24 protein-coding genes are annotated in these 26,984 nt (G+C 31.4%); 4 read left to right on the forward strand and 20 right to left on the reverse strand.

Going from position 1 to position 26,984, the window contains the following annotated elements; translation table 11 throughout:
* Positions 1-101 precede the first annotated feature (101 nt).
* The 3 genes from DWW96_RS05675 to DWW96_RS05685 form a co-directional block, all read right to left on the reverse strand.
* Positions 102-3,071, reverse strand: coding sequence for a hybrid sensor histidine kinase/response regulator (locus DWW96_RS05675; protein WP_117909663.1), 2,970 nt, complete (start codon positions 3,069-3,071; stop codon positions 102-104).
* A 305-nt stretch (positions 3,072-3,376) separates the two neighbouring features.
* The gene (locus DWW96_RS05680) at positions 3,377-4,978 is read right to left on the reverse strand and encodes a DEAD/DEAH box helicase (protein ID WP_117909665.1); all 1,602 of its coding nucleotides are present in this window, start codon (positions 4,976-4,978) and stop codon (positions 3,377-3,379) included.
* 298 nt (positions 4,979-5,276) lie between these two features.
* Positions 5,277-6,446 carry a cation diffusion facilitator family transporter gene (locus DWW96_RS05685; protein WP_117909667.1) on the reverse strand — a complete coding sequence of 390 codons (1,170 nt, stop codon included), beginning with the start codon at positions 6,444-6,446 and terminating at the stop codon, positions 5,277-5,279.
* 478 nt (positions 6,447-6,924) lie between these two features.
* Here DWW96_RS05685 and DWW96_RS05690 point away from each other — a divergent pair, with 478 nt between their 5' ends.
* The 3 genes from DWW96_RS05690 to DWW96_RS05700 all read left to right on the forward strand — a co-directional run bounded on the left by DWW96_RS05690 (position 6,925) and on the right by DWW96_RS05700 (position 9,389).
* Positions 6,925-7,881 (forward strand): TAXI family TRAP transporter solute-binding subunit, encoded by a 957-nt coding sequence (locus tag DWW96_RS05690; protein WP_243003025.1) that lies wholly within the window; start codon positions 6,925-6,927, stop codon positions 7,879-7,881.
* A 23-nt stretch (positions 7,882-7,904) separates the two neighbouring features.
* The gene (gene gltS / locus DWW96_RS05695; protein ID WP_117909669.1) at positions 7,905-9,092 is read left to right on the forward strand and encodes a sodium/glutamate symporter; all 1,188 of its coding nucleotides are present in this window, start codon (positions 7,905-7,907) and stop codon (positions 9,090-9,092) included.
* A 111-nt stretch (positions 9,093-9,203) separates the two neighbouring features.
* A complete protein-coding gene (locus DWW96_RS05700) occupies positions 9,204-9,389 on the forward strand; it encodes a hypothetical protein (RefSeq protein WP_022088332.1) in 186 nt (61 codons plus the stop codon).
* A 413-nt stretch (positions 9,390-9,802) separates the two neighbouring features.
* Here DWW96_RS05700 and gdhA read toward each other — a convergent pair whose 3' ends face one another.
* The 3 genes from gdhA to spoVAD all read right to left on the reverse strand — a co-directional run bounded on the left by gdhA (position 9,803) and on the right by spoVAD (position 12,905).
* Complete coding sequence (gene gdhA / locus DWW96_RS05705; RefSeq protein WP_117909671.1) at positions 9,803-11,137, reverse strand: NADP-specific glutamate dehydrogenase; 1,335 nt, start codon at positions 11,135-11,137, stop codon at positions 9,803-9,805.
* Between the two features lie 350 nt (positions 11,138-11,487).
* Positions 11,488-11,841: a SpoVA/SpoVAEb family sporulation membrane protein gene (locus DWW96_RS05710; RefSeq protein WP_022088330.1), complete on the reverse strand. Its 354-nt coding sequence runs from the start codon at positions 11,839-11,841 to the stop codon at positions 11,488-11,490.
* 53 nt (positions 11,842-11,894) lie between these two features.
* A complete protein-coding gene (gene spoVAD, locus DWW96_RS05715) occupies positions 11,895-12,905 on the reverse strand; it encodes a stage V sporulation protein AD (protein WP_022088329.1) in 1,011 nt (336 codons plus the stop codon).
* A gap of 325 nt (positions 12,906-13,230) precedes the next feature.
* Between spoVAD and putP the strand changes: the two genes are divergently transcribed.
* Positions 13,231-14,772, forward strand: a complete 1,542-nt coding sequence (putP, locus tag DWW96_RS05720; RefSeq protein ID WP_117909673.1) for a sodium/proline symporter PutP — start codon at positions 13,231-13,233, stop codon at positions 14,770-14,772.
* 117 nt (positions 14,773-14,889) lie between these two features.
* On the opposite strand, the gene DWW96_RS05725 is transcribed toward putP, so the two are convergent.
* The 14 genes from DWW96_RS05725 to DWW96_RS05785 all read right to left on the reverse strand — a co-directional run.
* Positions 14,890-15,714: a Cof-type HAD-IIB family hydrolase gene (locus tag DWW96_RS05725; protein ID WP_022088327.1), complete on the reverse strand. Its 825-nt coding sequence runs from the start codon at positions 15,712-15,714 to the stop codon at positions 14,890-14,892.
* Positions 15,715-15,869: 155 nt separating this feature from the next.
* Positions 15,870-16,838, reverse strand: coding sequence for an FAD-dependent oxidoreductase (locus tag DWW96_RS05730; RefSeq protein ID WP_158562652.1), 969 nt, complete (start codon positions 16,836-16,838; stop codon positions 15,870-15,872).
* A gap of 155 nt (positions 16,839-16,993) precedes the next feature.
* A complete protein-coding gene (locus DWW96_RS05735) occupies positions 16,994-19,012 on the reverse strand; it encodes an LTA synthase family protein (RefSeq protein ID WP_117909677.1) in 2,019 nt (672 codons plus the stop codon).
* 220 nt (positions 19,013-19,232) lie between these two features.
* Complete coding sequence (gene rbr / locus DWW96_RS05740; RefSeq protein WP_117909679.1) at positions 19,233-19,772, reverse strand: rubrerythrin; 540 nt, start codon at positions 19,770-19,772, stop codon at positions 19,233-19,235.
* Positions 19,773-19,795: 23 nt separating this feature from the next.
* Entirely contained in the window at positions 19,796-20,203 is a 408-nt protein-coding gene (locus tag DWW96_RS05745) for a DUF2752 domain-containing protein (protein ID WP_117909681.1), read from the reverse strand.
* A gap of 272 nt (positions 20,204-20,475) precedes the next feature.
* A complete protein-coding gene (locus DWW96_RS05750; RefSeq protein ID WP_117909682.1) occupies positions 20,476-21,000 on the reverse strand; it encodes a SpoVA/SpoVAEb family sporulation membrane protein in 525 nt (174 codons plus the stop codon).
* Positions 21,001-21,081: 81 nt separating this feature from the next.
* Complete coding sequence (locus DWW96_RS05755) at positions 21,082-21,510, reverse strand: stage V sporulation protein AB (protein ID WP_158562653.1); 429 nt, start codon at positions 21,508-21,510, stop codon at positions 21,082-21,084.
* A 36-nt stretch (positions 21,511-21,546) separates the two neighbouring features.
* Positions 21,547-22,173 carry a stage V sporulation protein AA gene (locus tag DWW96_RS05760; protein WP_117909686.1) on the reverse strand — a complete coding sequence of 209 codons (627 nt, stop codon included), beginning with the start codon at positions 22,171-22,173 and terminating at the stop codon, positions 21,547-21,549.
* Between the two features lie 420 nt (positions 22,174-22,593).
* Positions 22,594-23,310 carry a SigF/SigG family RNA polymerase sporulation sigma factor gene (locus DWW96_RS05765; RefSeq protein WP_117909688.1) on the reverse strand — a complete coding sequence of 239 codons (717 nt, stop codon included), beginning with the start codon at positions 23,308-23,310 and terminating at the stop codon, positions 22,594-22,596.
* Complete coding sequence (gene spoIIAB, locus DWW96_RS05770) at positions 23,288-23,797, reverse strand: anti-sigma F factor (RefSeq protein WP_022088318.1); 510 nt, start codon at positions 23,795-23,797, stop codon at positions 23,288-23,290. Before spoIIAB ends, DWW96_RS05765 begins: the two co-directional genes overlap by 23 nt.
* 10 nt (positions 23,798-23,807) lie before the next feature.
* Entirely contained in the window at positions 23,808-24,140 is a 333-nt protein-coding gene (locus DWW96_RS05775; protein WP_022088317.1) for an anti-sigma factor antagonist, read from the reverse strand.
* 107 nt (positions 24,141-24,247) lie between these two features.
* The gene (locus DWW96_RS05780; protein WP_117909689.1) at positions 24,248-25,699 is read right to left on the reverse strand and encodes a tetratricopeptide repeat protein; all 1,452 of its coding nucleotides are present in this window, start codon (positions 25,697-25,699) and stop codon (positions 24,248-24,250) included.
* 65 nt (positions 25,700-25,764) lie between these two features.
* Positions 25,765-25,914, reverse strand: a complete 150-nt coding sequence (locus DWW96_RS14220) for a hypothetical protein (protein ID WP_022088315.1) — start codon at positions 25,912-25,914, stop codon at positions 25,765-25,767.
* Positions 25,915-25,998: 84 nt separating this feature from the next.
* The coding region (locus tag DWW96_RS05785; RefSeq protein ID WP_147339811.1) for a class I tRNA ligase family protein at positions 25,999-26,984 on the reverse strand (986 nt) is incomplete at its 5' end.

Consider the following 26,984-nt stretch of genomic DNA (forward strand, 5'->3'; position numbering starts at 1 on the left):
ACAATATACAAATAAAAATGCGTAGTGTTTCAATTTACACTACGCATTTTTATGTATTAAATGATACTATAAACCGTATTTAATTTTTCTTATAAGCTAATCTACAGCCATTTTTGTAGTATCTCATCTAATTCTTTTATATCTACAGGTTTAGCTATATGTTCATTCATTCCTGCTGCTTTTGCTGTAAGAATATCTTCCACAAACGCATTCGCTGTTACTGCTATAATTGGAATTGTATGAACATCTTTTCTCTGATCCATTTGTCGAATTGCTTCTGCAGCCTGATATCCATTCATAATCGGCATCTGTATATCCATGAACACAATATCGTAATAATTCTCAGGTTCGCTTTCCAATTTTTCAACTGCAACTTTACCATTTTCTGCACGGTCTACTTTGATTCCAGTCATATTAAGCATTTCTCTCATAATCTCTGCATTAAGTTCATTGTCTTCAACTACAAGTGCTCTACGATTACTATAGTCTTCATTCTTAAGTACAGATAGCGGATTCTCTTCTTCCTGATTATTATTAAGCAATTGCTTAAATGTCGTCGTAAGCCTTGACTTAAACAACGGTTTAGAAATGAATGCATTAACACCGGCTGCTTTTGCTTCTTCTTCTATATCGCTCCAGTCATATGCCGACATAATTATTATCGGAACATCTTTTCCAACAGCTTTTCTTATCTCTTTTGTTGTTTCTATTCCGTTCATTTCCGGCATATTCCAGTCAATTATAGCTGCATAAAAATCATCATTCTTTTCATGTTCTTCAACAACTCTTGTAACGGCTTCTTTTCCTGTTGTAACACCTTCGCTGTTCATTCCAATAGAATTTAAAACTTTGCACGTTGAATCACATACAACTTTTTCATCGTCAACAACTAAAACCTTTAAGTTTATTAATTCCTTATCTGTTTCCTCTTTATCATCCTGTAACTTTAGAACCATTGTAACGGTAAACCTGGAACCTTTGTTTATTTCACTTTCGACCTGAATTTCTCCACCCATCATGTGAATTATGTTATTAACAATAGCCATTCCTAAACCGGTACCCTGAATCTTATCAATTCGGCTGTCTTCTGCCCTCTCGAATGGGACAAATATTTTCTTCACAAATTCTTTAGACATACCAATTCCTGTGTCTTCAAATATAAATTCAAAACAGGACGTTGACTTGCTATGTGTAGGTTTTTCATTTACCGTAATACTAATTTTTCCTCCATTTGGAGTATACTTAATTGAATTGCTTATAATATTGGTAAATATCTTCTGTATTCGAATACTGTCGCCTATAACCTTTTCATGCTTCATATTTTCTATCGACACATTCAAATCAAGATTCTTATTTTTCACATCGCCCTTTACCAATTCAAGGACGTCTTCAAGCAATACTGATAACTCAATATCTTCATCCACAAGTTTAATATTACCTGATTCAATTCTGGACATATCCAAAACTTCATTGATTAATCCAAGCAAAAGTTTGCTTGAAGAAGTAATCTTCTTTAAGCATTCTAACATTCTGTCTTTATCATCTATATAACTTCCTGCAAGAGCCGTCATTCCAATAATGGCGTTCATAGGAGTTCTTATATCATGAGACATTTTTGATAAGAAATCACTTTTTGCATTACTTGCATTTTCTGCTGCCTGATACGCTTCTCTAAGTGCTTCCTGATCACGGACTTCTTTTTTCTTTAGTTCCGTTTCGTCCTGAGATGCCATTAATACCTTTGTAGGTACACCTCTTCTTCTTTCTACACAAAGAACAGCCAGATTTGTCCATCTAAATTCATTATCTGTATCAAATTCTTCTGAATATTCAAGGCTAAAACTATCTTTTCCAAAATCTAATTGTTCTATAAGTTTTTCTCTTTGCAACATCGTATCTACTGATGTATGCTTTTCATCATTTTTAAAACATTTGCTAAATATATTCTGAAGGATATCGCCATAACTACCTTCAAATCCGATTCCGGGTAGCTTTTTATTTTCATCTTCTATTATATATTCGTATTTATCTTCATCTAAATCTACTAAAATAAATCTATCAAACATCTGCGTTATTGCAGTTACAATATTCTCAACAGATTCTTTTTCATTCATTATATTACGTTGTTTTTTTACATTAAACACAACCGTTCCTATTAAATAAATAATGAAAAATACCGCTAAAATAGTTACAAGTCTCCAACTATCCTTATTGGCAGTTGCATTCAGTTTATTCGTAGCCTCAACAGGGAATGCCTGAACTAAAATAAGACCACTGTTTTCAAGCCTCATCATATATGCACTTGATTCATAATTTTTACCATGTATTTCAAATGCATATTGATTTTTGTTCTTTAAGCTGTTTCTTAATTCCGCTATACCATTATCATCCATCAGATTGTGTTCTTTAAGGTAACTTGTTAATGTTGTTCTTTGTAAAATACCTACTGAATTTGCAACTATTTCTCCTGATTCACTACAAATAAACGCTGTTGAAGTATAACCAAACAGTTTTGTATTCATAAATTTCTTTAATGTTGCATCATCAAAATTTCCTACTAATACTCCCGCTATCTCTCCGTCCTTCTCTACTGGGGCAAAGAAGCATATTCTGTTTTGCATATCAGAATTACCTAATGGATTTAATGCTATAACCGTATCACCTTTTAACGCATCATAATACGCTATTACATTTGCAAATGTGTATTCTTTATTATCCTGATCAATTCCAATTCCATACTTATTTACATAAATTAAACTTTCAAAGCTCACATTCTGATTAAGTGATTCTATATCATGTGCTGTTACATTTCCGTTCTCATCAATAATTTGTCCAAATAATTTACCTATTGATTTAATACTTTCCTTTGCATCAACTAACAGACGGTCTATTATCTGTTCATTCTGCATGGTACTTATCTTTATATACTGTGCAGTTTGTTCCGAAACTCTCTTTCTCGTCGTCTGTATATTCATCAATACTGCTAGAGCAACAGCAAATATCATCACCCCTAATGATAAACTCCCCATCATTCGTCCTAAATGACTATTTTTACTATTCTCTAATTTCAATTTTTCTCCTTTAATTACATTCCGGATTGTTTAGCTTGCAAATTTACCTCCTTACAAATTATTTTTACGTTGCAATTTATATCTAATCAAATCTGAAATTTTCGTATTAATTCATAATTTTTATAAAATAAAATGCTATCAGTGCGAAACATAAATTTCTCATTCTAACAGCATTTTTACTTCGGTCATTTATTCTATTATCACTTATTAATGTTACTCCTTTTAGGTTGTTATGTCAACATTTGTAGCCTTTATGCTTTAGATTTTCCATAAATTATTTTACAAAATTTTTACGTTATTTTTGTTTATTTTTTTTTTTTGTTTGTTTCAGATTTTTTATTCTTTTTTTCTGTAAATTTTCTGCTACTATTTTCGGATTCTACAAATCCCTTTTTTCTTCTTTTTTTATCTGATTCATTATTTTTACCATTATATTTCTTCTTTTCTGCTTCACTATTTTTTCTATTATATATGTTCTTTCTTCCTTTCTCTGTTTGTTTCCCATTTTCTGTACGTCTGTTCTTTACTGCTTTATTTTTTCTACCTATACCATTATTTTTTCTTTCTTTTCGTACAATTACAAGTGGTTTAACATCTGATAAGCCGCTATAATCATTATTTTTTCTATTCATCATATCCATTAATGCTAAAGTAATTTTTTCCAAAGAATATCCTTCTTCAATTAACATTTCAACAATTTCTTTTTGATTTGAACTATTGTGCTTATCCATAAATTTCTTTAATCTGTTAATGTTTCGCTGATAATCCTGAGTTTTTATTTCATCAACTGTCGGAAGTTTACTTTCAATAATTTCACATTTAGCATATCTTTCAATGTATCGTAAATCTTCTAGTTGTCTTCTTCCATCTATTAATGTAAATGATTTTCCTTCATTTCCTGCTCTTCCGGTTCTTCCGATTCTATGAACATAATATTCATTATCTTCAGGTAAATCATAATTAATTACAATATCAAGATTGTTAACATCAATTCCTCTTGCTGCCACATCTGTTGCAACAAGAATATTAAATGTACCTTTCTTAAACTGGTTCATTACATTTGTTCGCTGTTGCTGTTTTACATCACCATGTAACCCCTGTGCTAAAAATTTATTTTTTCCAAGGAAATCTACCAACTCATCAACCATTCTCTTCGTATTACAAAAAATAATTGCAAGTTTTGGTCTGTAATATCTAAGCAGCAATGCTGTAGCACTTTTCTTTTTATTTTTATCTACAAGATAAAATCTTTGTTCGATACTGTCTACAGTCATTTGCTTATTTTTTATTTTAATTAATTCAGGATTTTTCTGATAATTATTTGTAATATCTAATATTTCCTTTGGCATTGTAGCTGAAAACAGAATTGTCTGTCTGTCATCAGGTGTAGCCTTTAATATAGTTTCAATATCTTCTCTGAATCCCATATTAAGCATTTCATCCGCTTCATCTAACACGACCATCTTTAACTGTTCTAATTTAAGGCTTTTTCTGCGGATATGGTCCATAACTCTTCCCGGTGTTCCAACTACAATATGACTTCCTTCACGCAAATGTTTAAACTGTCTTTCTATGTTCTGCCCTCCGAATATAGATACTACATTTAATCCTTTTATGTATTTTGCAAATTTTCTTAATTCTTCTGCTGCCTGCAATGCTAATTCTCTTGTTGGGCATAGTATAAGAACCTGATTTAATTTTTTGTTCATTGTCATCTCTACAAGTTCTATCGCCGGTATTCCAAATGAAGCAGTCTTTCCACTTCCCGTCTGGCTAAATCCTATTACATCTTTTCCTTCCATAATTGCCGGAATGCTTTTTTCCTGTATTGGAGTTGCTTCTTCATATCCTAAATCTTTTACTGCTTTCTTTATTTCATCTGATATATTTAATTCCTTAAACTTCATCCTTACTTTTCCTTTCTCAATATTAATTTTATAAAAAATAGACTTTTATAAATATAAATTTTCTCTGTTATAAAAAGCAAAAAACGTCAAAAAATAAAAACATCACAAAGACACTTTTACTTTTTGACGTCGGCTTTAAATGGTAACACATTTAATTCTGTTTTGCAAATATGTTTCTAATATTTTAATATATATTATTACATATTCTCTTATTTTTTATATTAATACACATTTTCTATATAGAATATCTTCCCATTTTTATTTCAAACTATTTTACTTTACTTTTGATACAGATTTGTTAATTTCCAATATAATCTTCTTCTATTTTCATCACAACTCTATATTTATCATCAAGTTCACTTATCTTCTCTTCAATATTATTTTTTATTTCATCATGTTTCTTTTCTACACAAAATGGAACAACAACATCAAATATAAGATTTGTATGTGTATCTCCTGTTATCATTCTAAAATCATGTATGGACATATGTTCATCTATACTTTTAACTATGTTTTCAACTTTACTTCTTGTATCTGTAACCACCTGATTATCAACTTCAATCGGATCCATGTGAATTACTGCCTCACATCCTATCTTTTCCTGTAGTTCAGATTCAATATTGTCTATCATGTCATGTAATTTATATACATTTTCATTTCCGGGAACTTCTGTGTGCAGTGAAATCATCATTCTACCCGGGCCATAATCATGAACAACCAAATCATGAATTCCGTATACTAATTCATGTTTCATTACAATATCATGAATTTTGTCCACAAGTTCAGGCTCTGGTATTTTACCTAAAAGCGGAGATATCGTATCCTTAAACGCACCAATTCCTGCATATATAATCAAAATTGCTACTAAAAGTCCGCATATACCATCTATATTTATTCCAAACTTCATATTAACAAGTACACATATTAATACTACTGTTGTAGCCACGGAATCACTTAAGCTGTCTATTGCTGTTGCTTTCATTGTTACTGAATCTATTTGCTTTCCTATACCCGTATTGTAAAATGCCATATACAATTTTACACAAATAGATATAAGTAATATTGTTATAGCCAAAATACTAGATTCTAATTCCTGTGGATGAATAATTTTATCAACAGAACTCTTTGCCAGTTCAAGTCCCATTAATATTATCAGGCAGGAAACTGCCATTCCTGATACATATTCAAATCTCCCATGTCCAAACGGATGCTCTGTATCAGGTTTCTTTCCTGCAAACCAAAAGCCTACTAATGTTATTATTGATGAACCTGCATCTGACAAATTGTTAAATGCATCTGCTGTAATTGAAATTGCACCCGTTAACACTCCTGCAAAATATTTTCCAACAAATAAACATATGTTTAAAAAAATTCCAACTACACTACACAATGTGCCATATGCTTTTCTTCCTTGAGAATCATTCATCTTTACGTCTTTCAAAAAAATTTTAGCCAATGCTGTAACCATTTTCTATTCCCTCTAAAAAAAATTTTTTCATCTAATATTATGATATTGCTTTTATAAAATGATATGCTTTTTACCAACAACTAATATTTATTTCTTAAGCATCTATATCTGCACTCTTTTAATATTATTTAACACTTATCAAAATTAGACTCATATTATATTTGTTTTCAGCAACTAACTTTTCCTAAACGTAGAACAACAGGTACATTATATGTACCTGTTGTTCTACGTTAAAGTTATATATATATCAATCAAAAATTATTCTTTTCAACGGCATATTTTGCGTATTAATATAGTATATTTCATTTTACTACTTTGGTCAAGATATTTGATTAAAATAGCGCATATGTGTACTTTTCTTTTTATCCTGTTTTTTATTTTTTCTTCCTATTTCTTATTTTTTCATTCCATTTAACTTTATTTTATTGTAAACTATTAATCAGGTATGTCCTAAATTTACGTAAAGGAGAATCTTAATTTGAAAAAATTTTTATGTATTTTACTTAGCCTCACAACACTTATGTTATCCGGCTGTGGCATTAAAAATGAAAAAATTCGCTTTGGCTCTGCCGGTATTGGTGGAATGTATTATACTTTTGGAAATGCGTTCACGGAACTTGCTTCTAAAGAAAACGATAAGTTTAACTTTGAAGTAAAATCTACTGCCGGTTCAGCAGCAAACATACGATTATTATCTAAAAATTATATTGAAATGGGAATTGCTCAGGCTGATTTAATTAATGATGCCTATAACGGAACCGGAATATTTGTCAGTACCCAGTGTTCTGGTTACAAGGCAATCGCAGCATTATACCCTGAAGCCTGCCAGATTGTTGTTCACAATGATTCAGGCATAAATTCAATCGATGATTTACTAGGTAAAAAAGTCAGCATCGGTGAAAGTGATTCAGGTACTGAGCAGACTGCTAATTTAATTTTACAACTTAACGGCTTATCAGACAAACTAGTAGACACTTTAAATTATGACTATACTACTGCCGCCGGCAAATTACAATCAGGTGAAATTGATGCATTTTTCTGTACTGCAGGATTGCGCACAACAATAATAGAAGAATTAGCGCAACAATGTCCTATTAAATTTTTAAGCATTAGCGATTCATGTTCTAAAAAACTTGAATCTGCTTACGATACTTATGTTGACTATACAATTCCGGCGAATACTTATACCGGACAAACTGAAGAAATAAAAACAGTAGCTGTTCAAGCTGTTTTACTTGCTAGTAACGAATTGTCTGACATCGTTGTAGAATCTTTAACAGAATTTTTATTTGAACATTCAGCGGATCTTCAATATTCCATTCCTGTGAATTTACAGCTCGATGAAACTTCTGCCGTTAAAGGTATTTCCATTCCGTTTCATCCAGGTGCAGTAAAATATTATAAAAAGCACAACATAAAAGTAAAATCTGAATAAATTTGTCTAAGGAAAGGAGTTTTATGGATATACAATTAGATATGTATCAGACACTTGCCATCGCAGTAGTCGTTTTAATACTCGGGCAGTTTTTGAAGCATAAAATTTATTTTTTGGAAAAGTTTTGCATTCCTGCCCCTGTTATTGGTGGTTTGCTATTTGCCATATTTACATGCATATGTCATTCAACGGGATTAATCGAATTTTCGTTTGATGATACCCTTCGTGAAGTGTGTATGGTATTTTTCTTTACATCAGTTGGTTTTCAAGCCAATTTAAAGGTTTTAAAAAGTGGTGGTAAATCTCTTTTTATTTTCCTATTACTAGTTATAACGCTTATTGTTTCTCAGAATTTTCTTGCTGTTGGGATGTCACATTTTCTTGACTTAGACCCACTTATAGGAATGTGTACCGGTTCAATTCCAATGGTAGGAGGTCACGGAACTGCCGGAGCATTTGGTCCTGTACTTGAAGATTTTAACATTAGCGGAGCTACAACCATTTGTACTGCTGCTGCAACATTTGGTTTAATTGCAGGAAGTTTAATCGGTGGTCCTATTGGTCGTCGTCTTATTGAGAAGAAAAATCTTTTGAACACAGTTGTTGCAGAAGATGACAGTCTTTTAATCGAAGACGAAAAAAGGCATGAAAGACATGCAAATATGTATGCAATGGCAGTATATCAGTTGATTCTTGCTATTGGTATAGGAACTATTTTTTCATGGATGTTAACTAAAACAGGCTTAACATTTCCTATTTATATTGGAGCAATGATTGCAGCTGCTTTAATAAGAAATATTGGAGAATATTCAGGCCAATTTGATATATGTATGGGTGAAATAAATGACCTTGGTGGTATTTGTCTTTCATTATTCTTAGGTATAGCCATGATTACACTTAAATTGTGGCAATTAGCATCTTTGGCATTACCACTTGTTATGCTTTTAGGTGCACAGGTTATTTTAATTTTTCTTTTCACATATTTTGTTATATTCAATATTATGGGGAAGGATTACGATGCTGCTGTTCTTGCAGCGGGAACATGTGGATTCGGTATGGGCGCTACACCAAATGCAATGGCAAACATGCAGGCTCTATGCGACAGATATGCACCTTCAATAAAAGCCTATTTGTTAATTCCGCTTGTTGGTAGTTTATTTGCAGACTTTATTAACAGTCTTGTTATTACATTTTTCATCAACCTGTTGTAGATTACAAAGTATTAAAATTTAACTATAAAAATTTAAATATCAATGAATTAAGATACGTTTCACTCTCATAACAAAATTGTAAATTTATTTATAAAGTATTTGGAGGTAATTATGGAGTTTAAGAAATCAAAAAAATTTAATAAAAAACACGACTTTAATCTTTCTATTGATAATTTAGCTATCCCTGAGATTCATACACACAAGCAGGATGATACTTTAAAAGCCACTAAGGATCAGCCTTCTGTAAACTATGATACAGCTATACCGGAAATTCATATTAAGAAGAAAAAACAGTAAAATCTAATATATTAAAAACACTACATTTTTTCTATGAACAGATATTATTAAAATATATTAAAAGACTGCATTTTTGCTATCACTTAATATTGTTACGATACCGTAAATAAAGATGTCGATTATATTATCGTATCTACTCTGCAATATTAAATTTATCGAAAATACAGTCTTTGTTTTTTTTATTTTTTTAATATTTCTTTTCTAAACTTTTTCCATATTTTATCATCCATTATTGGTGCCAGACAATGTTTTCCGTTAACATCAAAATGTCTTATTATCTTATTCGCATTAGGACAATATCTTTGTATATATTTTATTAATTTTCTTACTGATTTTAATAAGAGCTATCGCATACACGATAGCCCTGTTAAGACGTTATAACGTCAATTATTGCATTATAATGTGTTTTCTAATTAGCAAACACCCTGTGCTTCCATAGCTTCTGCAACCTTTTCAAATCCGGCAATGTTAGCACCTACTACGTAGTTACCTTCAAATCCGTATCTCTTAGCTGCATCACTAATGTTATGGTAAATGTTAACCATGATTGTCTGTAATTTAGCGTCAACTTCTTCAAATGTCCATGAAAGTCTTTCGCTGTTCTGTGACATTTCAAGAGCTGATGTAGCAACACCACCTGCATTAGCAGCCTTACCACCAACGAACCAAACTCCGTTTTCCTGTAAGTATTCTGTTGCATCAATTGTTGTAGGCATGTTAGCGCCTTCACAAACTGCCTTACATCCATTAGCTACTAACTGTTTAGCATCATCGATAAGTAATTCGTTCTGTGTAGCGCATGGAAGAGCGATATCACATTTAATCTGCCATACTCCACGTCCTTCATGATATTCAGCTGAAGGTCTTGCAGCAGCATATTCTGTAAGTCTTGCTCTCTTAACTTCTTTAACTTCTTTAAGAAGGTCTACATCGATTCCTTCAGGATCATAAATCCAACCTGTTGAATCTGAACATGTAACAACCTTAGCACCCATCTGATGAGCTTTCTGAATAGCATAGATAGCAACGTTACCAGCACCTGAAACAACTACTGTCTTGCCTTCCATACTTTCGCCATGGTCTTTCATTAATTCCTGTGTTAAGTAAAGTAATCCGTATCCTGTAGCTTCTGTTCTTGCTAAAGAACCACCGTATGTAAGTCCCTTACCTGTAAGAACACCTTCGTATAATCCACGGATTCTCTTATACTGACCGAACATGTATCCGATTTCTCTTGCACCTGTTCCGATATCACCTGCTGGTACGTCAGTGTCAGCACCGATATACTTGCAAAGTTCTGTCATAAAGCTCTGGCAGAATGCCATAACTTCTCTATCTGATTTTCCCTTAGGATCGAAATCAGAACCACCTTTACCACCACCGATTGGAAGGCCTGTAAGTGAATTCTTGAAAATCTGTTCGAAACCTAAGAATTTAATAATACCAATATTTACTGATGGGTGAAGTCTTAAACCACCCTTGTATGGTCCAATAGCTGAGTTAAACTGTACTCTGTAACCTGTGTTAACCTGTACCTGTCCCTTATCATCAACCCAAGGAACTCTGAACTTAAACTGTCTTTCCGGTTCACAAATTCTTTCAAGTAAAGCTTCTCTTCTATACTTTTCCTCGTTTGCATCAATTACAGGTCTAAGTGAATTTAATACTTCTTCAACTGCCTGTAAAAATTCTGGTTCACTAGCATTCTTTTCTTTAACCTTTGCTAATACCTCGTCTACATATGACATTTTGTAGTCCTCCTTAATATATTTTTACTTAATCCTTGTAAATGCGTCAAAATTTATCTTCCGATGCCATTCACATGACTACAATTATATTATATAGACTTTATTTTTTCAACTATTCTTCTGTTCTTTATTTAATAAATTAAGTAATGATTGATAATTTTAAGCACAAATTAAGTTCTATCCTTTATTTTCAACGTTTAAACTTAATAATCAAAAGTATTGACTTTTTTTAATGTAGTCAGCACCTCATTTTATCCGTCTGTTTGTTAATTTATTAACATTTTCCTTTATAAAATAAACATTTATTTTATGTTTTTTATACATTAAATAAATCATAAATATATTTATTTCTATTGCATTTTTGATTTAAAGAACCATGAACCAACATAGCTCAATATTAATGCTGCCGATATACCAATGGCACTTGCGGTAAATCCTCCTTCAAATATTCCAATTAGTCCATCCTTGTCTATATGTTCTGCCATTCCCTTCCATAAGTTATTTCCAAATCCAATAAGAGGTACACTTGCCCCTGCTCCTGCCCAATCAATTAAAGGCTGATATAAACCAAAGAAACCAAGTATAGTACCTAAAACTACTAATAAAACCATAACCCTTCCCGGTAACAATTTTGTTTTATCCAGTAAAATCTGAACTAATGCACAAATTATTCCGCCTATTAAAAAACTTTTTAAAAATATCATTTTTTCTCACTTTCTAACCTAATTTTCGTTTTACAATTTCATTTTCTAAATCATTACACACTTTCAATCACTACAAGATGAGCAATTCCCGGAACAGACTTTCCCTGATTAAAGCTTATAGGTGACATCAAAGCACCCGTTGGGATAAATAAAATTTTCTTCCACGCTTTTTTCTTCAGTTGTTTAAATACATAACTTGTAAGTACTGTCGCAGAACATCCGCATCCACTTCCTCCTGAATGAGTATCCTGATTTTCTTTATCAAACATTTCAATTCCACAATCCATATGCACTTTCGAAATATCTATTCCCTTTCGTTTCAGCAAATCAATTAGTATCGCCTGCCCTACATATCCTAAATCACCTGTTATTATTTTGTCATAATCATCAGGAGCGGTTCCAAAATCATTTAAATGATTATAAATAACATCTGCTGCCGCCGGAGCCATACATGCCCCCATATTCTGGGCATCCTTCACTCCATAGTCAATTATCTTTCCCGTTGTTACTCCTGTAATTCTTGCAAATCCTTTTCTTTTTGTAACTATTGCCGCTCCGCACCCTGTAACAGTCCATGTTGCCGAAAATGGTCTTTGATTTCCATATTCTAATGGAAATCTAAATTGTCTCTCTGCGCTTCCAAAATGACTTGACGCCATGGCTATTACATTTTCTCCATAACCTGCTGCAACCATCATTGCTGCCAGACTTAATCCTTCGCCCATAGTTGAACATGCACCATATAGTCCCATAAATGGGATTTCATAATCCATTATTCCAAATGTGGTTGCTATTAACTGTCCTAACAAATCACCTGCAAAAATATATCTTATATCCTCTTTTTTTAATCCTGATTTTAACAACAGTTTTTGCACGGTTTCTTTTTGCAGTAAACTTTCTGCTTCTTCCCAGCTTTTACTTCCAAGCATTGGATCCTGCTCAATCACATCAAATAATTTTCCAAGTGGGCCTTCTCCTTCTTTAGGTCCAACTACAGATGCTCCCTCAAAAATATATGGGGCTTCCGCAAATTTAACACTTTGCTTTCCTATCATTTCTCCCATAATATTGATTTCCTCCCGATTTCATTAATTTTTCTATAATTAGTATTTGCATTGTAATATTTTATTATTCACTTTATTTTGTTTATAAAATTGCTTATTTGTAGATTTTTGTTGATAATTTCTTATTTTTTTCATAAAATAGTAGAATATATGCGTTTATTTACGGCATTTTTATTGCTTATGAAAATTTACGATTATACTTTACTTAAGATTTCTGATTTTCTAGCGAATAACAAATGAAATAAACCAAATTATAGTAAATTTATTTTTGCACGAATATTAGTCTAATTCGTGTGGTTCTAATTTTGAACAGTAAGGAGGAAAAATGACTACATCTGAAATTGGCATTCTTATTGCCATTATTGGCTATATGCTAGGAATGATTTGTATAGGTTTTTACTATACAAAAAAGAGCCGAACAACACATGACTTTTATCTTGGGGGTAGAAAGCTTGGTCCTTTTGTTACAGCAATGAGTGCCGAAGCTTCTGACATGAGCAGCTGGTTACTTATGGGATTGCCCGGAGTTGCTTACTTTACAGGCGTAGCTGATGCTTTTTGGACAGCTGCCGGACTTGCAATAGGTACATATGTTAACTGGTTAATTGTTGCTAAAAGAATCAGACATTACTCATATGTTTCAAGGAATTCTATTACTTTACCTGACTTCTTTGCAAACAGATACAGAGATAATTCAAATATTTTAAAATTTATTTCCGCAACTATTATAATTATTTTCTTTGTTCCATATACAGCTTCAGGTTTTGCTGCCTGTGGAAAATTATTTAACCGTTTATTCGGAATTGATTATATGACAGCCATGATTTTTAGTGCTATCGTTATTGTAGCTTACACTTCACTTGGTGGTTTCTTAGCTGCAAGTACAACTGACTTAATCCAGAGTATTATTATGTCCATAGCACTTGCAATCGTCCTTTTCTATGGAGTTAATTCTGTAGGTGGAATGGATGTTGTATATTCAAATGTAAAAGATTTATCAGGATATTTAAGTTTAACTCATTTATATGATGCAACAACAAATTCAGCAACAAATTATGGATTCTTGTCAATTGCATCTACTCTTGCCTGGGGATTAGGATATTTTGGTATGCCTCATATCTTATTGAGATTTATGGCTATTGAAGATTCAAGAAAACTTACTTTATCAAGAAGAATTGCAACAATCTGGGTTGTTATTTCAATGGCTATTGCAGTATCAATTGGTATAATAGGATACAGCATGTCTATAAATGGAATTGTTCCAAGTTTTGGTTCTTCCTCAGAAGCTGAAACAATTATCGTACAGATTGCTCACCATTTAAGCAATAACGGACTTTTATTTGCAATAGTTGCAGGATTGATTCTTGCCGGAATACTTGCATCAACAATGTCAACATCTGATTCACAGTTACTTGCTGCTTCATCAAGTGTTACTGAAAATCTTATTGGTGGTGTATTTAATATTAAATTATCTGCAAAAGCAAACATTATTGTTGCCCGTATTTCAGTTATTGCAATCTCAATAATTGCAGTTTTCCTTGCAAGTAATCCTAACAGTTCTGTATTTCAGATTGTTTCATTTGCATGGGCGGGATTTGGTGCAACATTTGGTCCTGTTGTTTTATTCTCATTATTCTGGAAGCGTTCAAATAAATATGGTGCTATTGCCGGAATGATTTCAGGTGGAATTATGGTATTTGTATGGAAATTTCTTGTTAGACCTATCGGTGGTTCATGGAATATTTACGAATTATTACCTGCATTTATTATCGCCTCACTATTCATTGTTGTTGTAAGTTTACTTACTCCTGAACCTGAGCAGGAAATTTACGATGAATTTGACAAAGTAAAGAGAATGACAAATTAATATCGGCTAATTTTAATTAAATGCGATTTACTATTTATAAAAAAAACGACTTTATTTGTAAGCTTTAAAAACTTCAATATAAAGTCGTTTTTTCTGTTTATAAACTAAATTTAATAATTATACTGCCTTCTTTTCATTGAAAATAAACTTTTCAATTACATGTACAATTCCATCATCGTCATTTGATTTGGTAACGTAATCTGCACTTTCTTTTACAATTTCCTGTGCATTTTCCATTGCAACACCAATTCCGGCATACTTAATCATTGATAAATCATTGAATCCATCACCACAGCATATTGTATTCTCTTTATTAAGTCCTAACATATTTACAAGAACATCTAAAGTTGCTGCTTTATCTACATTCTGTGGCATTATCTCAACGAAAAACGGTTCTGAACGATATATACTCAATTCATTTCCATACATTTCATTAAGCTTATTTTCTACTTCCAATGCTTTTTCAGGTTCTGCTGTCATAAGACATTTATTTACATTAAAGTTTACATAGTCCGGGAATGGAGCTACGTCTTTAATTCTTATACCATTAATCTTAGCTTCATGCTCCATATATTTATCATGACGTGTTCCTGTAACTACACATTCATCTTCATAAGTAACTAATCCAACATTATTTTCTTTTGCAAAATCATATAATATTCTAATATATTTTGCCGGTAATACCTGCTGGTATACAACTTCATTTGTTCTCCAGCTTGTTATCTTAGCTCCATTGTAAGATAATACAAATCCACCATAAACATCAAGTTCTAATTCGTCTGCTATATCTATTATTCCTGCTGTTGGTCTTCCCGATGCTATAACAACTATGTGTCCATTTTTCTGTAACTTAATTATTGCTTCCTTTGTCTTAGATGTAATTTCCTTCTTACTGTTTGTAAGTGTTCCATCAATATCTAACACTAACATTTTTCTTTCCATTATGTTTTATCTCCTAATACATCAATTTCTGCTAAGCAGTTGATTTTTCTTATATCTTGTATTCTATTAGTTTTAGCCTTTGTACTTTTGCATTCTATGTATTCTAGTACATAAAATTCATTTTGTAAACTTATTTTACTAAATTTTTCATTATTTTAATAAAATTTCAATAAAATGGTTTCAATTATTTTTGCTGCTACTACTCCATCACTTGCAGATGTAATGATCTGCCGTATTTTTTTATGTGTAACATCACCTACTGCGTATATACCATTAACTGACGTTTTTTTATCATCATCGACATAAATATAGTTATTTTCATCACGCTTAACACTTTTAGGAGCAATTTTACTTTCAGGTTCATAACCCACAAAAACAAATACACCATAACCTTCGTTATCTTCAAATTCCTTTGTATTTTTATTATTGTTTTCGTATTCTATATCTCCTATAGTTTCTTCATTGTATTCCGCTTCACTTTTAATTATTCCAACTCTCTGTACAAAATCATTTCCTGATACTTTTTCTATTTTAGAATTATAGAATACCTGTATTTTAGAATTGCCATTCAATTCTTTAACAATTGCTCCACTACAGGAAAGTTCATTTTTTCTTACTATCAAATTAACTTTTGATGCAAATTGTGCTAAAAATATACTTTCCTGACATGCAGAATATCCTGCTCCTACAACAAATACTTCTTTTCCCTCAAAAAATCTTCCATCGCATGTTGCACAATAAGATACTCCTTTTCCTATAAACTCTTCTTCGCCCTCAAATCCTGCCTTTTTCGGTGCCGCACCGGTAGCTATAATTATTGCCCTGCATTCTATTTTTCTCTTATCAGTAATAACAATTTTCTTCTCATTTTCATCAATTATTTCTTTGGCAACTTCAAAAGAAAATTCTCCTCCATATCTTTCTCCCTGTTCATGAATACTGTCTGCCAAATCTTTTCCTGATATTTCATAAATTCCGGGATAATTCTTTACTTTTTGCGTAAGGGCAATTTGTCCTCCATAGCCTGATTTTTCCAATAATACCGCCTTAACCTTAGCTCTTGCCAAGTAAAGAGCCGCCGAAAGTCCTGCCGGTCCTCCACCAATAATTACTACATCATACATAAAAAACACCTCCATGTTTATTTTTTACCTGAAAGTAAAATAATATACATGAAGGTATCTTTCATATTATAATCCACTTTATAAAAATTCTATATTTGATTTCAAAGTATTAACATAAATAATATTCAATATACTTTTATATTTTTCGATGCATTTTATTTATTATCATTTATTTTGAAAAACTCATCTACCAAATGTTTCTTATCAAATACATTATTGTATTCAGAATAACAATAGTCCATTATTTTATCATAATATGGCGAAGATTTATCAAATGTATGATAATATTTTCCATCAGCTCCTATATATCCTCCGGCAGTAATTATTGGAATATCTTTTCTGATTTCGTTTACCATCTGTTGATATCCGCTCATAGAATTTCCTGCAAGTTCATCTACCATTGTTCCCATATAATTTGCACTTATCTTTACATCCGTTTGTTCCTCTATATCGTAATTTGCCCATATTACAAACGGTGTATTATACTTTTCAAACATTTTATATTCATCACCTAATGAAAATCCTTTTTCAACATTTTCATAAAAATGGTTATTTAGCTTTGGTTGATGGTCACCAAACATTATAATCATTGTAGGTTCATCTATATTTGAAAAATATTCAACTAACTTTTTAAAAGCTTCATCTGATTCTTTTACCAGATTAAGATAAATATTTACATCATCACCATAATCTTTAATAGTTGATATGTCATCGGATAAATTGTCCCATTTTCTATCATAACTACTGTGATTTTGCATTGTCACATCAAATAAGAAAAATGGCTTTTTATCTTTTTTTCTATTTTGCTCGTATACTTCAATTATTTTATCAAAATTTCCTTCATCTGAAACATGATTTCTTATAACTTTAGCATTGTTAAATTCCGGTAAATCATAAAATTTGTCAAATCCCAAAAGAGGATATACTTTGTTTCGCTTATATCCACTTCCCTTATACGGATGCATGGCCACCATTCCACCATAGCCTTGTGCTCTTAAAGTTGTAGCTAAAGAGGATGTTTTTCTGTTTATATAAGTCACATATGGAGTTGAACCTTTTGGCATAAATGCCATACTATTTGAAGTAAGTGCTTCATACTCTGTTTTTGATGTTCCACCTCCAAATATAGAAACAAACAAATCACCTTTTACTGTATTTTCAGTTAATCCATGTATAAATGGCATATAATCTTCATTTGTTTCGATATCTGATATTGATGAAAAATCTGCAAGTGCTTCATTCATAATCATTATAATATTAGGCTTTTTACCATTGCCTTTTATTCCGGGATATTGTGCTGAAATCTGTTCAACCTTATCTTCAGAATATCCTTCCGGTTTATGCCCCTTTATGTATCTGATACTATGTGTAAAAGTCAGATAATCCCCATATTTTCTGTAACTTTCCTGTGGTTTAAACATTTTAATTTTTAATGAATTATCAAATCTGCTACTCTGTATAAATAAAGAGAAACCACAAACAACTGCTAAGATTGCTATTCCTACTGAAATAAGTCTTTTCTTTCCGTTAAATAAATTATGCCTGTCTAATTTTAAAACATAAATGCTTAATACATATGTTAATATCACAAACAAATAACATCTGTAACTCATTCTGTAATTATAATTTCCAGCCACATTTGCTGCTGTTGTTGCTGAAAAAATATCAACGGCTAAAACCGCTGTACCTCTAAATTTTATTACATAATAGTAAACCAGACCAAATACAACTGATATTATGTTTATTCCAATTATTGATGCTTTAAAGCTATTTGTAATAGCAAATATTATTAATACTATTATTGATATAATTATCAGATTAGCCATTATCTTATTTATCGAGAAATCCAATATTCTATGATGTGATGTATATTCTAACATAACAAAATTATAAGGAACCGATAAAATTACAAATAGAAATGAGGCTATTGTATTATATTTTTGTGGGATTTTGTCTTTGATTAATATTCCTATACTTCCTACAATAAAAAGAAATGTAATAATAACAATCCTTGATGGAATAAATCTATGTCTAAGATACATTAAATTCTGCTTCCAAAAGGCAATATAAATTATGCACATTATAATACATAATATTACATCTGCTATTAACTGTTTTTTATCTCTTTGAAATTTATTTTTAATATTTAAGTTTCCGTTACTCATTTTATACATTGTTGTCGCTCCTAATTATTATACATTTATATTTTTTTATAACTTCATAAGTATATCAGTATAATCTGTACTAATCTATATATAAATTCTTAAGATTTACTTTCTTTTCTTTTACAAAAATATTCAAAATTAAAAACTCTCCCGGGATAAACATTTCAAAATGACTTCTTTATTTTTGAAATATTTATCCCGGGAGATCCTATTTCTATTTCTTTTTATTTTAATAATTTTCAGCTTTTACCTGGAAATATGACTGTGGGTGTGCACATACAGGACAAACTTCAGGAGCCTGTTTTCCAATACATATATGTCCACAATTGCTACACTGCCAGATTGTATCACCATCTTTTGAAAATACTAAACCTTTTTCAACATTTTCCAACAATTTCCTGTATCTTTCTTCATGTTCTTTTTCAATTGCTGCAACGCCTTCAAATAAAGTTGCTATTTCGTCAAATCCTTCTTCTCTGGCTTCTTTTGCAAATGTTGCATACATATCGGTCCATTCGTAGTTTTCACCTGCTGCTGCATCTGCTAAATTTTCTGCAGTAGTTCCAATTCCACCTTTTAATAATTTAAACCACATTTTTGCATGCTCTTTTTCATTTGCTGCAGTTTCTTCAAAAATATTGGCAATCTGAACATATCCTTCTTTTCTTGCTTTTGAAGCATAATAAGTATACTTATTTCTTGCCTCTGATTCTCCTGCAAATGCTGCTAATAAATTTTCTTCTGTCTTTGATCCTTTTAATTCCATTATGTAACCTCCTGTAAATTTAAATATTAAATCGGAAAACCTGCAGGTGTATAGTAAATCATTCTAATGATGTAATACACTATGGTTAGTCCGCAACATACAATCCAATAATAATCCATAAATTTATATTTCTTTTCAAGTATATATCTTTGCACAAACATCATTGCTATTCCAATATCCCAAATGACAGCTGCTGCATTATAATGCATTGCAGCTTTAAAATGCCCTGTAAGAAGTGAAATACTGCCTCTGGTAAGTCCACATCCCGGACATGATATTTTAAATAATATCTTACTTGGACATATATCATTAAATATCAAAGATGTGATAAAAATGTAAATTATCACGCAACTTATAAGCGAATAATACTTTTTTATATCCTTAAAAATATTGTTAATTATTTTTTTTATTTCATTAGTCATATTTATCGCCATTACTTTGTATTTTTCTAAAACTTAAGTTAATTTCTTATTTTGTTTATACTATTAAAATAAGAAATTAACTCTCAACTCATTCTATATTTTCTATCTTTATTTTTCTTCTGATTACTAGTTTTATTGTAACACAATTTACCTAAAAAATGTCTTGTAAAATGTCTTTTTATTCTATAATATATCATTTTTATTTTATTATCAGTTAAAATCTAAACGCTTATTTTCTTTATTTCAACTGTTCTCTATTTTTGACTCAATTACTTTTATTATTATCACCATACTAAATTAATAATCCAATATATGATTCCTAATACCCAGCTGCTAAAAATTCCGTATAGAATAACCGGTCCTGCTATAGTAAATATTTTACATCCAATACCAAAGACCTGACCCTCTGCACCGAATTCTGTTGCCGATGATGCTACACCATTTGCAAATCCAGTAATCGGCACTAACGCACCTGCTCCACCAAATTTTCCAATCTTAGGATAAATATTGAGACCTGTTAATATTACACTTTCCGCTATCAATACAACCGTTGTCCAATTGACTGCCTGTTCTTTGTCCATTCCAAAGTATTTAAATAATTCAATCCAAACCTGCCCCATAAGACAAATTAATCCACCTGTAATAAACGCTTTTAGCATATTTTTCCATAATGAAAATGAAGGTGTTATATTTTCAACATATTGATTATACTCTTCTTTTGTTATATTTTCATTCCCAACACATTTGTCACTGCTATTATTTTTAAACTCTTTCTCATCATTTATATTTACTGTTTTGTCTCCACTCATTTTACTTCTCCATCTAAAATTTATTTTAATTACATCGTTCTAATACTGTAATATATCAGACTAATTTACGTTCCATCAGCTTTAATTCATACTAAAAAAATAAATTAAAGCTCCAACTCCTTTTCCTAGAGCCACACTTAACACAATAAAGCTCAATCCTACTGCTAACTTCATTCTTCTTGCAAATATAGCTGTCGCATTTAACGCCTCGGCCAGAGAAATTGCCAAACATCCTACGAATATCCCATGACACAAACCTATTAATGCTAATAATTGATTTCCTAGTTTCATTCCCTCATAATTTAGTTCAAACACCCAGAATATATTAAATAGAATTGCACCAAAAGCAACTGCATTTTCATATTGTCTTACATATTTTGCAGTATGTGTCTTTTCAGCAAATCTTGTCATTACGCCTGTAGTCGTTATAAGTGCAAAAACTCCCGCTGCTATTATTCCACCACCTGCAAGTCCTATTATTGATAAAATTATTATTTGTACAATACTCATGAATTTCTCCATATTCTACATTTTATTTTCAGGACTTTATTTTAAATCCAGTTTTCCATCTTCTCTGTTATGCCCATCAACTAGTGCATCATTTATTTCATTTTCATATTTTCTCATTTCTGTTTCTATTGGAGTTGGATCTTTAGTAATTTTCTTTGGTCCAAAATGATTGTAAAATACTGTTATTCCCACTGCCAAACCTATGGCATAAGTAAGTTCTAAAATTTTTGCTCCACCAACTGTATCTTCGCTAATCTGTCCACTTATCTGCAAAAACATTTTGTCTATAGACACGTCATTATTGAATGACATAATAGAAAATCCTGCTCCGAAAAATAATAAAATACATATAATACCTGTCTTTAATATTTCTAATGGTTTACATGAAGTATTTGATTTTTTAAATTCTACAATACAATCTGTTTCTCCTATATTTGATATATCAACATTCTGAAATTTTTCATCTATTATTTCTATTATTTTCATAATCGAAATAACATATCTGTTACCTAATTCAGGCTTATCTGCTAATATTTTTATTGGTTTTATATTATTAACTATATTCTTATTTTTAGATTCTATTTTTGCTATATCCCCTATTGTCACCTTCTCATGAGTTACTTCCACACTTCTGTCCATTTTTATATAAACTGTATCACTCATTACATTTTCTGCCTTTCACTTGATTAACACTTATTATGTACATTTTTTGTGATTTTATTATTTTTTAATAATTAATGCTAAAAAATTATGGTCTAAAAATAGGGGTAATCGAAAATTTTTTAAGTACACCTCTAACTTAACCTCAACTAGATTAGTTTCTCAAAAGCTTCGATTATACAATTTCTTTCCAGCCTATGGCTTCATTAGTAAAAAAAGCAGATGGATTCTTATTCCTTTTTATTCTTAAGGAATATCATTCATCTGCCTTTCATCATTTTACAACATTATACTTTTTTCATTAATCTGTAATATTATAATCTTTCATTAATTTCTTCTGATATTCAATATCTTTAGTAGCCCTATCTAAATCTTCATACCTTTTACTATCTAATAAAATTTTAGTTAGCTTGGTAAATGCTTCTAGCTTTGCCTCTCCAGCCTTGCTTTCGTTAAAATTCTTTTCTCCAGCCTCGATACCTGAACTTGTGATATTCCCAGTTGCTCTCCTACATCTTTTTGTGACATATTTGAAAAATATCGCATTTTTATTAATCGGCGCTCGTTGTCTGTCATTTCATTTAATATTTGTGAAATCATTACTTTATTTATTGCTTCCTCTTCGCAGCCTTCCTCATTTTTTAATTTATCCATTAAATATATTTCATTTCCATCATTTTGGTATATTGTCTGATGCAGTGATTCAACTTCCATTGACGAATCTATTGCCATCGATATTTCTTCCTCACTTACTTCCAACTTACTAGCAAGTTCACTTATAGTTGCATCCCTTCCAAGCTCATTTTTAATTCTTTCATTTTCCTGATATGCTTTATACGCCAGTTCTTTTAACGCCCTGCTTACTTTTATAAGTCCGTCATCTCTTAAGAACCTTTTTATTTCACCGGCTATCATAGGTACTGCATATGTAGAAAACTTAACATCGTATTGCATATCAAAGTTATCTACTGATTTAATTAACCCGATGCATCCTATCTGAAATAAATCCTCTGCCTCATATCCTCTATTTGTAAATCTTTTTACAATGCTCCATATAAGTCCTGTATTTTCAAGAATTAATTTATCCCTAGCCATCTTATCACCTGCATGAGCCTGTTTAATCAGCGTTATTGCATCCATTATTTCCCTTCTTTTCAATTCTTTTTAGTTCTTTTGTCATTGTCACGCTTGTTCCTATGTACGGCTTAGACCACACGTCTACCGTATCCATAAATAATTGCATAAATGCAAATCCCATTCCGGCACGGTCATTCTCCGGTTTAGATGTATACATAGGCTCCATTGCTTTTTCTATATCATCTATTCCTGTTCCATCATCTCTTACAATGATTGTTATTAACGATATATGTAAAATTTCATCTTCTTTTTCAATTATTGTTTCTCTTAAATGGCATTTAATTTCTACGATTCCTTTTTTATCTCTATATCCATGTATTATTGAATTCGTAACTGCCTCAGAAACAGCTGTTTTTATATCATTTATCTCCTCTAAAGTAGGGTCAATTTTTGTTAAAAAGGATGCTACACCCATTCTTGCTAAAGACTCATTCTCAGACACGCTATCCATTTCTAACTTCATATTATTTTCAAATATTTTCTTTACCATTTGTCTCCTCCTAAATATTTACAGTCAGACTTGAAGCTTCTGATTTTTTGCAAATTTTATATAGTCCTGAAATAGAAAAAATTCTATCTATTGTATCATTTATATTTAACACGGTAATTTCCCCACATGCCTTCTTTACAAGTTTGTATCTGCCTAAAATGACCCCTATTCCTGAACTATCCATAAACGTGGTTCTTTTAAAATTAAATATTACATTTTTTAACTGATTAGCTAATATATACCAATCGCACTGTTCCATTATCATTCTTGAATTGTGATGGTCTAATTCCTCCGGCAAAAATACAATTAAATTTTCACCTCTTATTTCATATAAAACTTCCATAAAACCTCCATTTGAAAATTATTTTTATACAACAAAAGAAAAAGCCATTGCATTTATCGCAATAGCTTTTTCTTTTGTATCTTATATTCTTATATTTAATTGTACTCTTATTCTTCAGAAGTTGTAGTTTCATCACTTGATGTTGTAGTATCATCAACTCCTGCCTGAGTCTTTGCTGTTGTGTAATTCTTAGAGTTAGGGAATTTGTCCACTATCTCCTTGAAATATTTTTTAGCATTCTTTTCATCACCGTTATTTTTATATGACCATGCTAAATAGTAATAAGCATCATCATTATTAGAATCTGCTTCTATTGCCTTAAGGAAATTAGTAATGGCGGCAGAATAATCTTTTTTATTTAATGCTTCCATTCCGGCATCATAACTTGTTTCTGCTACTCTTGATGCAATCTTACTGTTCAAAGTATTATATACTTCAGTAAATGCTGATGAGTTCATTTCCAAAGATGTATCAACCTTTAAAATACTTTTAGCACTGGCATCATAATCGCTCTTTAAGTAACTTGCAACCGCTGATAATAACTGAGTATAATTCTTACTTAAAGTATTGTCTGTATCTGTATATTCACCAAGCCTTGCTGCCAAATCTTCCTTTTCAGCTGTTAAAGTATCTACACTCTTTTGTAACTCTGAAATAGAAGAATCCTTAATCGCAATTTTTTGATTGTAATCAACTTTTACCTGTGATATCTGATCACTAACAGTTGATACTCTTGCCGGTGTTACAATGAAAAATACCAAAGCTGCACCTAACAAAACACCCATAACTATATGAATTATACTCTGAGCACTTGAAGTTGCTTCTTTAAAATTATTCTTTGGAATTATAACATCATCACCACTTAAATATGGTCTGTCTATCATAGTTCCACGAAGATCCATTCTACGTTTTCTTCTACGTTCAGGATTATTTTTCTTTTCATCTTCTAAATAATTTGTAATTTCTCTTAAGTATCTTACACAAAGTGGATTACACTTATCAATCTTTAAAGCTTTCTTTGTTGCTTTTCTGGCTCTTTCGTACTCACCATGTTTCATGTAAAGTACGGCTAACAACTGATATCCTTTTATAAGGTTTGGATTCTGATTCAAAACCTTCTTCAGCTGAATAATAGCCATATCATCTGTTCCATCTTTTGCATATTCTAATGCAATATTAAATTTCTTAATTGTATGGTTTAATTCATCAATTTTGCCCTTATCGGCCTGAATTGCCGCCATATATTTATCTGCTGCATTGTTGTCCGGCTGAAGGTTCATGCTCATTACCCATTCCGAAAAAGCCTGAACTGTTTCACCCATTTCAAAATAAACAAGGCCTAAAAGGTTTCTTGCATCAGTATTTCTTTTGTTTAATTTTACACTTCTTCTTAAGGCATCTGCTGCACCTGACAAATCTCTGTTAAGTGCCTTTGTAAGCCCCATGTTGTAATAAGTGTTTGACAACTTCACAATCTTTTTATATATGCTGACATCCATACCACAATGACTGCAATAATCACTATTTGTAAGGACATTACCACAGTTAAAGCATATCATATTATTTCTCCATCTATGTTGCCCTCAGTCTAAGCCATACACATATGTTATATGGCTAAAACGACTTACTGGTTGTTAGTTCCTTTTAATCCATTTACCATTTCAATCATAATATCAGTTATATCTGACACATCGTTATTGTATATGGCATCTTCAGCTTCTTCAATTTCAAGACTTGGATGAAATTTCTTAATTTCTTCATCAAAATTAATCATTCTGATTCCTCCTTTTTAACCTGATACAGTTTATTGGTGAATATAAATTTATACCACCATAAACTGTAATCAAACCTGCCACAATTATTTCTTTAAGTTTTCTAACTGTGACTGAACCTGCTTCATCATTTCCTGATATTTAGCCTGTTTTTCTTTTTCTTCATTAATCTTCTTTTCAGGTGCCTTACTTACGAAGTTAGGATTTGCAAGCATTCCATTAACTCTTGCTAATTCCTTGTTTAATCTTTCTACTTCTTTTTCAAGACGTTCTATTTCTTTTGCAATATCAACTAATTCTGCAAATGGCATATATACAATTGCTTTGTGAAGAACTACTGATACGGCATCGTCATCAATGCCTGTCTTATCAGCCTGAATAATTACTTCACTTGCATGACCAAGTGTTGCAAAGAATACTTTACCATTTTCAAATATATTTCTTGTAGCTTCATCATCTGATACAACAAATACTTTTGCTTTCTTGCTTGGTTTAACATTCATTTCAGCTCTTGTATTTCTAATACCACGAACTGCTTCTTTAATTAATTCTACTGCATTTTCTTCATTAGCGAAAGCATATTCTTCTGTGTATACAGGCCATGATGAAATCATAATTGATTCTTCTTCATCCTGAATTGTACAGAATATTTCTTCTGTTACAAATGGCATATATGGATGAAGCATCTTTAATGCATCAATTAACACTTTCTTTAATGTCCAAAGTGCTGCATATCTTGTGTCATCTGTTTCACTGTATAATCTAGGTTTAACCATTTCAATGTACCAGTCACAGAATTCTTCCCAGATAAATTCGTAAATCTTATCTGCTGCAATACCAAGTTCGTATTTTTCCATGTTATCTGTTACGTCTTTTACTAATGTATTTAACTTAGATAAAATCCACTTATCAGCATCTGTAAGCTGTTCAGGTTTCTTATTTAAATCAATACCTTCTTCAGGCATGTTCATCATAATAAATCTTGAAGCATTCCATACTTTGTTGGCAAAGTTTCTGCTTGCTTCTACTCTCTCCCAGTAGAATCTCATGTCATTACCAGGTGCATTTCCTG

This window comes from Eubacterium sp. AF17-7 (assembly GCF_003461285.1).
GTDB classification, from domain to species: Bacteria; Bacillota; Clostridia; order Lachnospirales; family Lachnospiraceae; genus Eubacterium_U; species Eubacterium_U album.

Bases quoted from the DNA above. Each gene is read 5' to 3' on its own strand.
- DWW96_RS05680 (WP_117909665.1), bottom strand. From the start codon at position 4,978: ATGAAGTTTAAGGAATTAAATATATCAGATGAAATAAAGAAAGCAGTA.
- DWW96_RS05685 (WP_117909667.1), bottom strand. From the start codon at position 6,446: ATGGTTACAGCATTGGCTAAAATTTTTTTGAAAGACGTAAAGATGAAT.
- gltS (WP_117909669.1), top strand. From the start codon at position 7,905: ATGGATATACAATTAGATATGTATCAGACACTTGCCATCGCAGTAGTC.
- DWW96_RS05700 (WP_022088332.1), top strand. From the start codon at position 9,204: ATGGAGTTTAAGAAATCAAAAAAATTTAATAAAAAACACGACTTTAAT.
- gdhA (WP_117909671.1), bottom strand. From the start codon at position 11,137: ATGTCATATGTAGACGAGGTATTAGCAAAGGTTAAAGAAAAGAATGCT.
- DWW96_RS05710 (WP_022088330.1), bottom strand. From the start codon at position 11,841: ATGATATTTTTAAAAAGTTTTTTAATAGGCGGAATAATTTGTGCATTA.
- spoVAD (WP_022088329.1), bottom strand. From the start codon at position 12,905: ATGGGAGAAATGATAGGAAAGCAAAGTGTTAAATTTGCGGAAGCCCCA.
- putP (WP_117909673.1), top strand. From the start codon at position 13,231: ATGACTACATCTGAAATTGGCATTCTTATTGCCATTATTGGCTATATG.
- DWW96_RS05725 (WP_022088327.1), bottom strand. From the start codon at position 15,714: ATGGAAAGAAAAATGTTAGTGTTAGATATTGATGGAACACTTACAAAC.
- DWW96_RS05730 (WP_158562652.1), bottom strand. From the start codon at position 16,838: ATGTATGATGTAGTAATTATTGGTGGAGGACCGGCAGGACTTTCGGCG.
- DWW96_RS05735 (WP_117909677.1), bottom strand. From the start codon at position 19,012: ATGTATAAAATGAGTAACGGAAACTTAAATATTAAAAATAAATTTCAA.
- DWW96_RS05745 (WP_117909681.1), bottom strand. From the start codon at position 20,203: ATGGCGATAAATATGACTAATGAAATAAAAAAAATAATTAACAATATT.
- DWW96_RS05750 (WP_117909682.1), bottom strand. From the start codon at position 21,000: ATGAGTGGAGACAAAACAGTAAATATAAATGATGAGAAAGAGTTTAAA.
- DWW96_RS05755 (WP_158562653.1), bottom strand. From the start codon at position 21,510: ATGAGTATTGTACAAATAATAATTTTATCAATAATAGGACTTGCAGGT.
- DWW96_RS05760 (WP_117909686.1), bottom strand. From the start codon at position 22,173: ATGAGTGATACAGTTTATATAAAAATGGACAGAAGTGTGGAAGTAACT.
- DWW96_RS05765 (WP_117909688.1), bottom strand. From the start codon at position 23,310: ATGGATGCAATAACGCTGATTAAACAGGCTCATGCAGGTGATAAGATG.
- spoIIAB (WP_022088318.1), bottom strand. From the start codon at position 23,797: ATGGTAAAGAAAATATTTGAAAATAATATGAAGTTAGAAATGGATAGC.
- DWW96_RS05775 (WP_022088317.1), bottom strand. From the start codon at position 24,140: ATGGAAGTTTTATATGAAATAAGAGGTGAAAATTTAATTGTATTTTTG.
- DWW96_RS05780 (WP_117909689.1), bottom strand. From the start codon at position 25,699: ATGATATGCTTTAACTGTGGTAATGTCCTTACAAATAGTGATTATTGC.
- DWW96_RS14220 (WP_022088315.1), bottom strand. From the start codon at position 25,914: ATGATTAATTTTGATGAAGAAATTAAGAAATTTCATCCAAGTCTTGAA.